13 protein-coding genes are annotated in these 13,675 nt (G+C 72.7%); 5 read left to right on the top strand and 8 right to left on the bottom strand.

Annotation, left to right across the window (positions count from 1 at the left end; all coding sequences use genetic code 11):
- Window positions 1–59 precede the first annotated feature (59 nt).
- Together H305_RS0127320 and H305_RS0127325 are read left to right on the top strand one after the other, a co-directional pair.
- A complete protein-coding gene (locus H305_RS0127320) occupies window positions 60–869 on the top strand; it encodes an alpha/beta hydrolase (RefSeq protein WP_028803233.1) in 810 nt (269 codons plus the stop codon).
- A 130-nt stretch (window positions 870–999) separates the two neighbouring features.
- The gene (locus H305_RS0127325; protein ID WP_420708143.1) at window positions 1,000–1,572 is read left to right on the top strand and encodes a hypothetical protein; all 573 of its coding nucleotides are present in this window, start codon (window positions 1,000–1,002) and stop codon (window positions 1,570–1,572) included.
- 7 nt (window positions 1,573–1,579) lie between these two features.
- On the opposite strand, the gene H305_RS0127330 is transcribed toward H305_RS0127325, so the two are convergent.
- The 4 genes from H305_RS0127330 to H305_RS0127345 form a co-directional block, all read right to left on the bottom strand.
- Window positions 1,580–2,332, bottom strand: a complete 753-nt coding sequence (locus tag H305_RS0127330) for an endonuclease/exonuclease/phosphatase family protein (protein ID WP_028803235.1) — start codon at window positions 2,330–2,332, stop codon at window positions 1,580–1,582.
- Window positions 2,333–2,803: 471 nt separating this feature from the next.
- Entirely contained in the window at window positions 2,804–3,757 is a 954-nt protein-coding gene (locus H305_RS0127335; RefSeq protein WP_028803236.1) for an ROK family glucokinase, read from the bottom strand.
- A gap of 54 nt (window positions 3,758–3,811) precedes the next feature.
- Window positions 3,812–4,282, bottom strand: coding sequence for a DUF5304 domain-containing protein (locus tag H305_RS0127340; protein ID WP_028803237.1), 471 nt, complete (start codon window positions 4,280–4,282; stop codon window positions 3,812–3,814).
- Window positions 4,283–4,383: 101 nt separating this feature from the next.
- Window positions 4,384–5,553 carry an ArsA family ATPase gene (locus H305_RS0127345; RefSeq protein WP_028803238.1) on the bottom strand — a complete coding sequence of 390 codons (1,170 nt, stop codon included), beginning with the start codon at window positions 5,551–5,553 and terminating at the stop codon, window positions 4,384–4,386.
- Window positions 5,554–5,673: 120 nt separating this feature from the next.
- On the opposite strand from H305_RS0127345, the gene H305_RS0127350 reads away from it, so the two are divergent.
- Window positions 5,674–5,907: a hypothetical protein gene (locus tag H305_RS0127350; RefSeq protein WP_028803239.1), complete on the top strand. Its 234-nt coding sequence runs from the start codon at window positions 5,674–5,676 to the stop codon at window positions 5,905–5,907.
- A 69-nt stretch (window positions 5,908–5,976) separates the two neighbouring features.
- On the opposite strand, the gene H305_RS0127355 is transcribed toward H305_RS0127350, so the two are convergent.
- Complete coding sequence (locus H305_RS0127355) at window positions 5,977–6,420, bottom strand: SRPBCC family protein (RefSeq protein ID WP_028803240.1); 444 nt, start codon at window positions 6,418–6,420, stop codon at window positions 5,977–5,979.
- Between the two features lie 124 nt (window positions 6,421–6,544).
- Window positions 6,545–7,300: a metallophosphoesterase family protein gene (locus H305_RS0127360; protein WP_028803241.1), complete on the bottom strand. Its 756-nt coding sequence runs from the start codon at window positions 7,298–7,300 to the stop codon at window positions 6,545–6,547.
- A gap of 338 nt (window positions 7,301–7,638) precedes the next feature.
- On the opposite strand from H305_RS0127360, the gene H305_RS0127365 reads away from it, so the two are divergent.
- Window positions 7,639–9,435, top strand: coding sequence for an AMP-dependent synthetase/ligase (locus tag H305_RS0127365; RefSeq protein ID WP_028803242.1), 1,797 nt, complete (start codon window positions 7,639–7,641; stop codon window positions 9,433–9,435).
- 374 nt (window positions 9,436–9,809) lie between these two features.
- Here H305_RS0127365 and H305_RS0127370 read toward each other — a convergent pair whose 3' ends face one another.
- Window positions 9,810–10,952, bottom strand: a complete 1,143-nt coding sequence (locus tag H305_RS0127370) for a glycosyltransferase family 4 protein (protein ID WP_028803243.1) — start codon at window positions 10,950–10,952, stop codon at window positions 9,810–9,812.
- 193 nt (window positions 10,953–11,145) lie between these two features.
- Between H305_RS0127370 and H305_RS0127375 the strand changes: the two genes are divergently transcribed.
- On the top strand, window positions 11,146–12,387 hold the full coding sequence (locus tag H305_RS0127375) for a glycosyltransferase 87 family protein (protein WP_051371013.1): 1,242 nt from the start codon (window positions 11,146–11,148) through the stop codon (window positions 12,385–12,387).
- On the opposite strand, the gene H305_RS0127380 is transcribed toward H305_RS0127375, so the two are convergent.
- Window positions 12,348–13,658 carry an MATE family efflux transporter gene (locus H305_RS0127380; protein WP_028803245.1) on the bottom strand — a complete coding sequence of 437 codons (1,311 nt, stop codon included), beginning with the start codon at window positions 13,656–13,658 and terminating at the stop codon, window positions 12,348–12,350. The genes H305_RS0127375 and H305_RS0127380 overlap by 40 nt on opposite strands.
- Window positions 13,659–13,675 lie beyond the last annotated feature (17 nt).

Genomic DNA, 13,675 nt, shown 5'->3' on the forward strand with positions numbered 1-13,675 from the left:
CGAAGCCTCGGGGGTTTTGTTCGTTCCGTTCCGCCCGCCTGATGAACAGGAGACCGAAGGTGCCGGTCCTTCCTGGAGCCGAGCCGTTCCGCCGTGAGGGCGGAGAGGTCGGCGTCCTCCTCTGCCACGGTTTCACCGGGTCCCCGCAGTCGCTGCGGCCCTGGGCGGAGTTTCTCGCCGAGCGCGGCCTGACCGTCGCGCTGCCGCTGCTGCCGGGGCACGGCACACGCTGGGAGGACATGCAGCTCACGGGATGGCAGGACTGGTACGCGGAGGTCGACCGCGAGCTGCGCGTCCTGAAGGACCGGTGCGACCAGGTCTTCGTCCTCGGTCTGTCGATGGGCGGCACCCTGGCCCTGCGGCTGGCCGCCAAGCACGGCGACGACGTCACCGGCGTCGTGGTCATCAACCCGGCGAACAGGGTGCACGGCCTCGCCGCGCACGCCCTCCCGGTCCTGCGCCACCTCGTGCCCACCGTGAAGGGGATCACGAGCGACATCGCCATGGAGGGCGCCCAGGAGGTCGGCTACGACCGGGTGCCCCTGCACTCCGCGCACTCCATGCGGAATTTCTACCGGCAGGTCGACGGTGAGCTGCCTCAGGTCACCCAGCCGCTGCTGCTGCTGCACAGCCCGCAGGACCATGTCGTGCCGCCCGCGGACTCGGCCCGTGTCCTGAGCAGGGTGTCGTCCACGGACGTCACGGAGATCCTGCTGGAACAGAGCTACCACGTCGCGACGTTGGACCATGACGCGGACCGGATCTTCGAGGAGAGCTACGCCTTCATCGCCCGGCTCGCGCCCGCTGTCGGCAAGGAGCCCGGCACGGGCCGGCTGGGTCAGCAGGAAGGGACGGCCACCGGTGGCTGAGTACGACGCGGACCGCGGCGACTCCGAGGAGAAGGGCATCCCGGTCGGGGAGCCCCTCGGCGGGTCGTCCGGTGACCCCCTCGGCGGGTCGTCCGATGACTCCCTCGGCGGGTCGCCGAAGGAGCAGAGCGTGCCCTTCGACGAGGACGCCGCGTGGCAGGCGATCGTCGCGGGGTACGGGGAGGAACCGCCGGACCCGCCGGGTGCGAAGCCGTTCAAGTCGGTCGAGGACCTCGCGCTCCTCGACCCGGAGACGAACGACGGCCCGGACCACGCCGAGAAGAACGACGGCGACAAGGGCGCCGCGGGGACGGGATCCTCGCAGCGGCCGTCCACGGACGAGCCGTCCCCGGCGAAGCCGCTGGGCAGTTCGGTCGCGTTCGCTCCCGGTGTGGGCGGCCCGCGCGACTACCGCGCGTCCGCGCCCTCCGACGACGACTTCGACGAGGACGACGAGGGCCATTTCGTGCCGCCCGAGCCGCCCCCGCTGCCGGCCGCGGACGCGACCGCGAAGTTCGCCTGGCTCGCCGTGCTCGGCGGCCCGGTGCTCCTGCTGCTGGCGGTGCTCCTCGGCTGGGACATGACCTGGTGGCTCGCCACCCTCGGCATAGGCGGCTTCCTGGGCGGTTTCACCACCCTGGTGATGCGGATGAAGACCGACGACGAGGACGAGGACGACCCCGGCCGGGGCGCGGTGGTCTGAGCGCGTCTCAGGATGCGGGCACCCTGAGGGCGGCCAGTACGGGCAGATGGTCCGTGGCCGCCCTCAGGTCTTCCTCCGTCACCCCGGGCAGGCCGAGCGGCACCCCGCAGCCCAGGATCTCGACACCCTGCGTGGCGAAGATCGCGTCGATCCGCTGGTGCGGGTCGGTGGGCGTGGAGGTGTGCTCGGCGCCCCAGGGGCGGGTCGTCCAGCCGTCCTGGAGCGTGCCGGCCAGGCGCGTGAAGGCGGGCCCGCCGGGGCGCTCGTTGAGGTCTCCGCCCGCGACGGCATACGGGGTGCCGAGGCCGGCGAGACGGTCGAGGAGCATGCCGCCCTGCTCGTACCGCTCGTCCTTCTGGAGCGAGAGGTGACAGCTCAGGACGCCGAGGCGAGCGCTCCCGAAGCGCACCACGGCGGTGGCGAAACCGCGCCGGTGCAGGCCGGGGGTGAGCGGGAGCAGGACGTCCTCGGTGCGTTCCACCGTCCCGCGCAGGGAGCAGAGCAGTGCGGGGCCTGCGGCGGTGGCCCCGCCCGAGAGGATCACCTGCCCGGACGCCGCCGCGAGCCGTGCCAGCTTCTTGCGCCAGCGGAAGAAGCGCGGCGCCTCCTGGACCAGGACGAGGTCGGGTTCGCAGGCGCTGATCACCCGCGCGAGCGCGTCGGTGTCGTCGCGCATCGAGCGGATGTTGTAGCTGAGCACCCGGATGACGGCGGAACCGTCTGGCTCGGTACGGGAGTTGGGCAGCGGGGTCGTCGCCATGCCGATCAAGATACGCCGCCGCGGCCCACGGAGAGCGGGACTGCGCGCCGGGGGCGTGATCCGGGTCGGGAAGCAGGAGGGCGCGCCGACGCGGTGATCCGGTCGAGGATCGGCGGTGCGGGTCGAAGTCGTTGGTCCGGTCGGGGATCGGCGGTGCGGGTCGGAGTCGATGATCCGGCCGAGGATCGGCGGTGCGGGTCGGAGTCGATCGGCGGTGCGCGCCAGGGCGGCGACCCGGTCGGGGAGCGGGAGTGCGCGCCAGGGGCGGCGACCCGGCCGGGGAAGCACGACGGCGCGTCTCGGTCGGTGATCCGGTCGGACAGCGACGGTGCGCGCCGGGGCGGCGTTGCGGCCGGAGAGCCGGCGTGGACGTCCGCTTCGGCGGTCCGGTCGGGGAACGGGGCGGGCATGGCACCGCCCGCCGTCCCCGGAGGGCGCGGCGGGCGGAGACGTACACAGGCGGTGCGGGTGTCACATGATCGGGTCGGGCTCCCGGGCCAGGTCCGCGGCACCGACGAGGCCGGCCTTGTTACCCAGCTGTGCGGCGATGACGTCGGCCACGGGGCGCCAGTTGCCGCCGACGAGCCAGCGCTTGTACGACTTGCGGATCGGGTCGAGGACCAGCTCGCCCTCGTCCGAGAGGCCGCCGCCGACGATGAACGCGGACGGGTCGAAGAGCGAGGCCAGGTCGGCGAGGCCGGCACCGGCCCAGCGGGCCAGCTCGCGGTAGGAGTCCACCGCCACCGGGTCGCCCTGGCGCGCGGCCACCGAGATGTGCTTGCCCTCGATGCCGTCGGGCGTGCCGTTGCCCAGGGCGAGGAGGATCTCCGCGTGCTCGGGGGTCGCGTTGGCCCGCTGCTTGGCGTACCGGACGAGGGCGCGTCCCGAGGCGTACTGCTCCCAGCAGCCCTGCGAGCCGCAACCGCACAGCAGACCGTCGGGCACCATGCGGATGTGGCCGAACTCGGCCGCCACCCCGAAGTGCCCGCGGCGCAGCTTGTTGCCGATGATGATGCCGCCACCGAGGCCCGTGCCCAGGGTGATGCAGATGACGTTGCGGTGACCCTTGCCGGCGCCGAACTTGTACTCGCCCCACGCGGCCGCGTTCGCGTCGTTCTCGACGACGACCGGCAGGCCCACGCGGGCCTCGACCTCGGCCTTGAGCGGCTCCTGCCGCCAGTCGATGTTCGGCGCGAAGTAGACCGTCGAGCGCTGGCGGTTCACATATCCGGCGGCACCGATGCCGACGCCCACGATGTCGTGACCGGCGCGCGCGCCCTCAACGGCCGAGGCGATCGCGTCGACGATGGCCTGCGGCGTGCTGGGGGTCGGCACCTTGTGGGTCGAGAGGATGTTGCCTTCCTCGTCGACCACACCGGCCGCGATCTTCGTGCCGCCGATATCGACGCCGATGGTGAGTCCCATGAATCCCTCAGTTTCGGTCGAGCCCCGCTACGGCCAACCGTACCCGAGGGGCCTTCAGTCCAAGTCAATCCGCTCCCCCGGACCCGTGCCCTCGTCGCGAGGCCCGGTGTCCCGAGTGGTCCAGCGCCGCTCCTGGGCCTCGACGGCCGAGCGGTAGGCGGCGAGCAGCTCGGAACCCGCGGCCGCGAGATGGTCGAACACGTCCGGGTTCCGCTCCAGGACGGGCTCGACGGCGGCCTTGGCCTGCTGCACGACCTGGTTGACCATCTGCTGGGCGGTGCCGGAGGCGACCGCGCCGAACAGCGGCGACTGCAGTCCGGACAGCTTGTCGGCGACGGCGTCGACGAGCTTGCGCAGCTCCTCGGCGGCCGAGCCGGGGGGCGTGCCGTACTGGGCGCGGCGGCGGGCCTTCTCGGCCGCGAGGTCCTCGGCGCACGCCTGCGCCCAGGCGTCGGCGTCGGCCGCGCGCACTTCTTCGGCCGTCTCCTCCTGAGCGGCGTCGGTTGTGGGGCGCTCTTCGCTCATGGCGGACTCCTGCCTACGGTTCGTCCCTTCGACGTTACCCGAACGGGGGTACACCGTTCACCGTGTCCGGGGCACGGATCGGCCGGGCCGCGGACGGTGCCTCACTCGCCGCGCGGCCACAGCGCGGGGTCGGGCGCGAAGCGGATCCGCAGCTCGCCCTCGCGCAGCGCCGCGCCGTCCACGGTGCAGCGGCGCAGGGCCGACGGAAGGGCGACGATCCTGCGGAACTGCCCGACGGTGACGACGAGTTCGTCGCCGCGCCGGACGAGGTCCAGTTCGTGGCGTATCGCGCCGGGCAGCGGGATGTGCCAGACGAGCACGCCGTCGGCGGCGAGCCGGTCGGTGACGGGCCACTCGACCGGGTGGGGCGCCGCGTTGACGTGGGGCACCGGGAGTTCGGCGAGGTCGCCGCCGCCCCGGGGGTCCCGCCCCAGGTGCGGGACCTCGTGCAGGTCGTACGTCTCGCGCCACTCGTCCAGGACCTTGTGCTGCTGGGCCGCGAGTGCGGCGAGCCAGGGGTCGTCCGTGGCGGTGGGCAGGACACGGTTCGCGACCAGGGCGTCGACGGACAGTCCGCGCAGGGCGAGCGCGGTGCAGGCGGCCCGTACGGCGTCGGTGCCGGCCGGGCCGGGGTCCGCGACCAGTCGTACGGTCGTGGCCCTGTCCTCGACGACCGCCTGCACCGCGGCCAGCTCGACGTCCCAGCGTGCGGCCGTCTCGTACAGCCACTCCGCGGGCATCGGGACGCCCGCGAGCCGGCCGAGGACGGGCCGCAGGGCGCGGGCGGCCTGGCGCTCCGGCGGGAGCAGCCGGCGCAGATAGCGGCGGAGTTCCTCGGGGAGGCCGAGGAGGTCGAGGGTCTGCGGGGCCGGCGGGAGGTCCACGACCAGTAGCTCGTAGGACTCCGAGAGCGCGGCGTCGCGCAGGGCGCGCAGCACGGCGAGTTCCTCGGCGCCGGGCAGCGGGGTGACTTCCTCCGCGTCCAGGCGGGAGGCGCCGAGCAGGTCGAGGGCGGCTGTCGCCCGCTTCTGGAAGGCGGTGAGGTCCTCGCGGAAACGCGCGGCGGCGTCGGGGCGCCAGGCGGTGAGATTCGGCGCGGCCTCCACGGGGGTCGGGCCGGTCGGGACGCCGAGGACCGCACCCAGGGTGTCCGTGCGGTCGGCGGTGAGCACCAAGGTGCGGGTGCCCCGGCGGGCTGCCCGCAGCGCGGTGGCCGCGGCGACGGTGGTACGGCCGGTGCCGCCCTGGCCGGTGATCAGGATGGTGCGCATGAGGGTGAACGGTACCTGCGCCGCACAGGCGGGACGGACCGCGCTCCCCCGGTTGCCGAGGTCACCGCACTCGGTCCCCCGGTCGCCGAGGTCACCGTGTTCCGTCTTCTTCCGGCTGCCGTGGGCGTCGTATCCCGACGCCGGGCCGCCCGGTTCGCCGCGCTCCGGTCCCGGGTCGCCGCGTCCACCGCGCCCGGTCCGGCGGTCACCGCGGACGTCACCCTCCTGACGGACACCGCCGGAGTCACCGGACTCGGCCCCCAGGTCACCGCGTACGTCACCCTCCTGACGGACACCGCCGGAGTCACCGGACTCGGCCCCCAGGACGCCGGGGGCCCCGCGCCGCTGCCGTAGACCGCCGCGCGCGCCCCGCTCCGGTCCCGGGGTGCCGGGATCGCCGTAGGTGCGCGCGGGTGCCGGGAGTCAGACCTCGCCCGACTCCACGCGCTTCTTCAGGCCCGCCAGCGCACGGTCGATGATGACCTTCTCGGCCTTGCGCTTGATCATGCCGAGCATGGGGATCTTGACGTCGACGGTCAGCTGGTAGGTGACCTGGGTGGCACCCGTGCCCGCGGGCTTGAGGAGGTAGGAGCCGTCGAGCGAGCGCAGCATCTGGGACTTGACCAGGGTCCAGGAGACCTCGTGGTCGCCGGTCCAGGTGTAGCCGAGGGTCTGGTCGTCCTTGATGGCGCCGGCGTCCATGACGAGGCGCACCTGTTCGGCGCGTCCCTGGTCGTCGGCGGCGAGCACCTCGGCCTCCTTCACCTCACCCGTCCAGTCCGGGTAGCGGGCGAAGTCGGCGATCACCGCCATGACGTCAGCCGGTGCCGCCTCGATCGTGATGCTCGAACTGGTGTGTTCCGCCATCGCGGTGGCTCCTCCAGATGCGGGTCCGGTGAGGGAGGGTGGGGCGCACGTGTGTGCAGCGTGAAGGCTACCGCGCACAGCCGCGGGCGCTGTCACCCCACCTGGGGTTCACGGCCTCGGCACCTCACCACTCCAGCGCCCAGGGCGTTCCCGTGGCCGCGAAGTGGCCCACATTGACGCATTCCGTCGCGCCGACCCGCATACGGGGGGCGAGCGGCTGGTGGACGTGGCCGAACAGGGCGTAGCGCGGGCGGGTGCGCCGGATCGCGTCCAGCAGGGCGTGGGAGCCGCGCTCGAAGCGGCGCGCCACCGTGTCGTACACCAGCTCCGGCACGTCCGGCGGGATGTGCGAGCACAGCACGTCGACCTCACCGACCGCCTCGACCTTGGCCGCGTACTCCTCGTCGCTGATCTCGTAGGGCGTCCGCATCGGTGTCCGCAGTCCCCCGCCGACGAACCCGAAGACCCGGCCGCCGATCTCCACGCGTTCGCCGTCGAGGACCTGCGTACCGGGCCCGGCGTACTCCGGCCACAGGGTCGGCATGTCGACATTGCCGTACGTCGCGTACGTCGGCGTCGGGAACACGGCGAACATCTCGGCGTACTGCTTGCGCACCGCCTTCTCGATGGCGGCGGCCCGGTCCGCGCCGATGCCCGACCACAGCCGGGCGCCGAACGCGCGCGCCTCCTCGAAGCGGCGGGCGGTGCGCAGCTCGACGATGCGGTCCGCGTTCTCCACACCGAACAGGTCCGGGAAGATGCCGCGCGAGTGGTCGGCGTAGTCGAGGAAGAGCACCAGGTCACCGAGGCAGATCAGGGCGTCCGCGCCGTCCCCGGCCCTGGCCAGGTCGCGGACGTTGCCGTGCACGTCACTGACCACATGAATGCGCGTCCTCGCGTTACCGACCGGTGTGGGTGCCATGACGATCAAGCGTAGGCGTGTGGGGCAAACGTGAACAGAGGCGGTCGGACCTGCGGTTACTGGCTAGTCAGGAATTGCGTGGACTACTGTGCGCGAAGGAACGCCAACACGTGTGACGCACAGAACATCTCAGCGGGACCCCCTGTCGAAGACGTCATACCGGCGGGTAACGTCCGGGCAGTCCAGTCGTACTCAGGTTTTCAACAAGTGATCACCCGAGTGCCTGCCCGAGCCTTGGACCGCACCGTCGCATCACACAGAGTCGTGGCGTCGGCGCCCTATGAGGAGCAGCAGTCTTGCGCGAGTTCAGCCTTCCGGCTTTGTACGAGGTCCCTGCGGACGGAAATCTCACCGACATCGTCCGCAGAAACGCCGCGCAGCATCCCGACGTGGCCGTCATCGCCCGCAAGGTGGGCGGCACGTGGACGGATGTCACCGCCACCGCCTTCCTCGCCGAGGTGCACGCCGCGGCCAAGGGCCTGATCGCCTCGGGCGTGCAGCCCGGCGACCGGGTGGGCCTGATGTCCCGCACCCGCTACGAGTGGACGCTGCTCGACTTCGCGATCTGGAGCGCCGGCGCGATCACCGTGCCCGTGTACGAGACCAGCTCCGCCGAGCAGGTCCAGTGGATCCTCGGCGACTCGGGCGCGACCGCCTGCGTCGTCGAACTGGACGCGCACGCCGCCGCGGTGGACTCGGTGCGCGACCGGCTGCCCGCCCTCAAGCACGTCTGGCAGATCGAGGCCGGCGGCATCGAGGAGCTGGGCCGGCTCGGGAAGGACGTCAGCGACGCGACCGTCGAGGAGCGCAGCTCCCTCGCCAAGGCCGACGACCCGGCGACCATCGTCTACACGAGCGGGACCACCGGCCGTCCCAAGGGCTGTGTGCTCACCCACCGGGCGTTCTTCGCGGAGTGCGGCAACATCGTCGAGCGCCTGCGCCCCCTGTTCCGCACGGGCGAGTGCTCCGTCCTGCTGTTCCTCCCGCTGGCGCACGTCTTCGGCCGGCTCGTGCAGGTCGCGCCGATGATGGCGCCGATCAAGCTCGGCTGCGTCCCCGACATCAAGAACCTCACCGACGAGCTCGCCGCGTTCCGGCCGACGCTGATCCTCGGCGTGCCCCGCGTCTTCGAGAAGGTCTACAACTCGGCGCGCGCCAAGGCCCAGGCCGACGGCAAGGGCAAGATCTTCGACAAGGCGGCGGACACGGCGATCGCGTACAGCCGCGCCCTGGACACCCCGTCGGGGCCATCCCTCGGCCTGCGGATCAAGCACAAGACCTTCGACAAGCTGGTCTACAGCAAGCTGCGCGCGGTGCTCGGCGGCCGCGGCGAGTACGCCATCTCCGGCGGCGCGCCGCTGGGCGAGCGCCTCGGCCACTTCTTCCGCGGCATCGGCTTCACGGTGCTGGAGGGCTACGGCCTGACCGAGTCCTGCGCGGCGACCGCGTTCAACCCCTGGGACCGGACGAAGATCGGCACGGTGGGCCAGCCGCTGCCCGGCTCCGTCGTCCGCATCGCCGACGACGGCGAGGTGCTGCTGCACGGCGAGCACCTGTTCAAGGGCTACTGGAACAACGAGGCCGCGACCGCCGAGGCGCTGGCCGACGGCTGGTTCCACACCGGTGACATCGGCACCCTCGACGAGGACGGCTACCTCCGCATCACCGGCCGCAAGAAGGAGATCATCGTCACCGCGGGCGGCAAGAACGTCGCCCCGGCCGTGATCGAGGACCGCATCCGTGCGCACGCGCTCGTCGCGGAGTGCATGGTCGTCGGCGACGGGCGTCCGTTCGTCGGCGCGCTGGTCACCGTGGACGAGGAGTTCCTGGGCCGCTGGGCCGGCGAGCACGGCAAGCCGGCCGGTTCGACCGCGGCGTCGCTGCGCGAGGACGCGGATCTCCTCGCGGCGATCCAGGACGCCGTCGACGACGGCAACGCCGCCGTGTCCAAGGCGGAGTCGGTGCGCAAGTTCCGCATCCTCGCGTCGCAGTTCACCGAGGAGTCGGGGCACCTCACGCCGTCGCTGAAGCTCAAGCGCAATGTGGTGACGAAGGACTACGCGGACGAGATCGAGGCGATCTACCGGGGCTGAGCGCTTCGGAAGCCTTCAGGGCGCGGGTCCTCACCGAGGATCCGCGCCCTCCGCGTTCCCACTCCCCGTGGGGCTGCGCCTCTGCCGCCCCTGGGCCGAAGAGTCCCAGCCCGTCCGCCGCTTGAGGACGAGGCCGTCCAGGCCGAAGCGGGGCTCCCGGGGCGCAGCCTCCGAGAGCAAGGGACCTCGCCCCCGCCGCCCCTGCCCGTCCCACACCCGGGGCCTCCGCCCCGGACCCCGCTCCTCAAACGCCGGAGGGGCTGATTCGGCCCGTCCGGCGTTTGAGGACAAGGCCGTCCAGGCCGAAGCGGGGGTCTGGGGGCGGCAGCCCCCAGGGGCAAGCGACGGGCAGGGGCGGCGGGGGCGAGTGACCGCTACAGCAGCTCACGCAGGTGCTCGGCCAGCAGGTCCCGGCGCCACTTCTCCTCGACCCAGGCGCGGCCCCGCTCGCCCATGTGGCGGCGGAGCTCGGAGTCACCGAGCAGGGTGACGACACGGTCGGCCGTCTCGGACGGGGAGCCGCCACGGACGACCCACCCGGTCTCACCGTCGAGCACCGCGTCCGGCGCCCCGCCGGAGTCGCCGGCGACGACGGGCAGCCCGGTCGCGGACGCCTCCAGGTACACGATGCCGAGCCCCTCGACGTCGAGGCCCCCGCGCCGCGTACGGCAGGGCATCGCGAAGACGTCCCCGGCACCGTAGTGCGCGGGCAGCTCCGACCAGGGCACCGCCCCGGTGAACCGGACCGCCCCGCCGACACCGGTGTCGTACGCGAGTTTGCGCAGGTCACGCTCGTAGGGCCCGCCGCCGACGATCAGGAGCACCGCGTCCGGCTCCTTGGCGAGGATGTCCGGCATCGCGAGGATCAGGGTGTCCTGGCCCTTGCGCGGCACGAGACGCGAGACGCACACGACGACGGGGCGGTCGGTCAGGCCCAGACGGGCGCGGACCACGTCACCGCCCGAGGAGGGGTGGAAGGTCTTCTCGTCGACGCCGGGCGGCAGCTGGACCATGCGCGCGGCCGCCTCGGGAGTCAGCGCGGAGGCGATCCGGGAGCGGGTGTACTCACCGAGGTAGGTGATCGTGTCGGTGGACTCGCCTATGCGGCGCAGGAGTCCGCGGGCCGCGGGCAGCTGCGCCCAGCCGGCCTCGTGCCCGTGGGTGGTGGCCACGATCCGCTGCGCGCCGGCCCGGCGCAGCGCCGGCGCCATCAGACCGAGCGGTGCCGCCGCCCCGAACCACACCGACGTGCAGCCGTGCTCGCGCAGCAGTCCGACGGCCCGCCGGGTGGCCCCCGGCGTGGGCAACAGCATCGTCGTGCGGTCGCGCACGACGGTGAAGGGCTGCTCCGCGTCGAAGGCGGCGGTGGCCTCGGTGCCCTCGCGGTCGCGCTTCCAGGTGGAGGCGTAGACGACGAGCCGCTCGGGGTCCAGGCGCAGCGCCATGTTGTGCAGGAACGCCTGGATGCCGCCCGGCCTGGGCGGGAAGTCGTTCGTCACGATCAAGGTCTTGTGCATCGTGTTCGACACTACCGAACCTATACTCACAGCTCCGCACGGCCGCGCTTGACGGCTCGCGCACAGGGCGGCGCGACCATCATGACCACGGCGCACGCGGCACGCGGCGGGCTCCGCGACGACGCGACGTGCTGCCGTGCGGGACCACGGCAGCACAGCACATTCGTTCCGGACGGACAAGGACCAGGTGGGCATGACGGGCACTAGGGGGGCGTGGTTCCCGTACGGACCGCTCGCGCTGCTCGGGACCTGGACCCTGACCAGAGTGCTGCTGCTCCTGTTCGTGTTCAAGGTGTACGTCTTCCCGGGCCCCGACGTCACGAGCGACGTCTTCGTGATCTACCAGGGCTGGTACGAGGTCCTGCGTGACGGCACCTTCCCGCTGGACGACGTCACCTGGCAGTACCCGCCGGCCGCCGCGCTCGCGATCCTCTCCCCCGCGCTCCTGCCCACCCTGGGCTACGCGCAGGCGTTCTTCGTGCTGGCCTGCGTCGCCGACCTGGTGGTGTTCACCCTGCTCTTCTACGCGGGCCTGCGCCCCGGAAAGACCCTGCGCGGGGCCTGGGTGTGGGTGGTCGGGGTGCCTCTGCTCGGTCCGACCGTGTACGCCCGCTACGACGTGATGGTGACGGCCCTCGCGGTCGCCGCGCTGCTCGCCGGTGCGCGCCATCCCCGCATCATGGGGATGCTCACCGGCTTCGGCGCACTGGTGAAGGTGTGGCCGGTGCTGTTGCTGGTGGGGGCCGTCCGGCGTCGGGCCTGGGCCGCGGCCGCGGTGGCGGCCGCGGTGATCGCGGCCGCGTTCGGCCTGGCGATGCCGGGCGCGTTCTCCTTCCTGACGTTCCAGCGCGACCGCGGCACCGAGGTGGAGTCGCTCGGCTCCCTGGTCTTCCACGTGGCCCGCGGGCACGGCTGGGACGGTCAGGTGCTGCTCAACTACGGCTCGGTGGAGTTCCTCGGCCCGTACGTCGACGTGGTGAGCACGGCGGCCCTGGTCCTCACCGGGCTCGCCTTCGGCTGGCTGCTGCTGTGGCGGCTGCGCGTCAGGCGGTTCCTGCCGCACACCCTCGCGGACGCCGCGTTCGTCGCGGTGCTGATGTTCACGACCACCAGCCGGGTGATCAGCCCGCAGTACATGGTGTGGCTGGTCGGGCTCGCCGCGGTCTGTCTGTGCTTCCGCCGCAGCGGGATGACCCTGCCGGCCGTCCTGGTGCTGGCCGCGTGCTTCGTGACCGTCCTGGAGTTCCCGGTCTGGTTCTCGCACGTCGTGGGCAGCGATCTGCTGGGGGTGAGCCTCCTGTTCGCTCGCAACGGCCTGCTGGTGATCGCCACCGTGCTGGCCGCCCTGGAGCTGTGGCGGAGCACGGTGTCCGACCCCTCGCCGAGGGTGCGGCCTCAGGCGGCCCGCACCCAGGAGAGCCTGGCCTCCTCCTGACGCCGGGCCCAGACGCCCAGCGCCGCGCACTGCACCGTCATGGACAGGGCGAGGGCGAGGCAGATCCCGGGCAGTCCGAGCCCGGACAGGACGTAGGCGACCGGTAGTTGGACCGCGGTGCCGAGCAGCGTGACGCGCGGCAGGACCGGCGCTCCTCCGCTCCCCTCGAAGACCCCGCCGAGCGCGATGCAGCAGGCCATGAGCAGCAGGTAGGGACCGACGCAGCGCAGGAACAGCACGCCGTCGTGCGCGACGTCGGGACCGGCGCCGAAGGCCCGCATGATCCATGGCGCCAGCGCGCCGAGCAGACAGGCGGCGAACAGGCCGGCCGCGCCGGAGACGAGCACGGCCTGCCGCCCGATGGCACCCCGCTCGTCGCGCCCCTCGCCGCGGGTGTGCGCGGTGTGGATCGAGGCGGCCTGCCGGACCGCGTAGAACGCCATGGTGGCGACGTACATGACCTTGTAGGCGATGGAGTACGCGGCGACGGCCGTCACCCCGAGCCGGGCCACGATGGCGACCAGGACCAGCGCGCCGCCCTGCCGCACGGTGAAGTCGGCGGACATCGGCAGCCCGGTCCGCAGGGCGCGGCGCAGGGCGGCGGCGGTCGACCGTGCGGGCGGCGTAGGGGCGGCTTCGCGCAGCGGGGCGTTCCGGCGCAGGGCGCGCAGCCCGGCCGCCAGGGCCACGCAGCGGCAGAGCACGGTCGAGGCGGCGGCCCCGGGGACGCCGTACGCGTGGATGAGGAGCGGATCGAGGCAGAGGATCAGTCCGTTGGCCAGCAGGGCCAGGCGCATCGGGGTGCGGGTGTCTCCGGTTCCCTTCAGGATGCCGTCGACGAGGTTCTGCGCGAAGAAGACCGCGATGCCCGGCAGGGAGATCGCGAAGTACTGCACGGCGAGCACCGTGGCCTTCCCGTCACCGCCGAGCACCAGCCGGGCCAGCGGTTCCCGCAGCAGCAGGCCGCCGGCGACGACCGTGGGTGTGACCACGGCGCACAGTGCCCATCCCCCGCGTACGGCCGCGCGGACCTCGCCCGGGTCCCGGGCGCCGCGGGCGTGCGAGACCAGCACGGTGGTGCCGGACGCGAAGACCAGGGCGACGCCGAGCAGCACGTTCTCGGTGTTGGTGGCGACGGCGACGGCCGCCACGGCGGCGCCGCCGAGCCGGGAGACCCAGAGCGTGTTGATGACCCCGGAGGCGACGGAGGCGAGCAGGGAGAGGTAGACGGGATGGGCGAGCGCGATGAGCTGCTTGCGGTGCGCGTTCACAGGAGCTCCCTCGGTGC

This window comes from Streptomyces sp. 142MFCol3.1 (assembly GCF_000424945.1).
Taxonomy (GTDB): Bacteria; Actinomycetota; Actinomycetes; order Streptomycetales; family Streptomycetaceae; genus Streptomyces; species Streptomyces siamensis.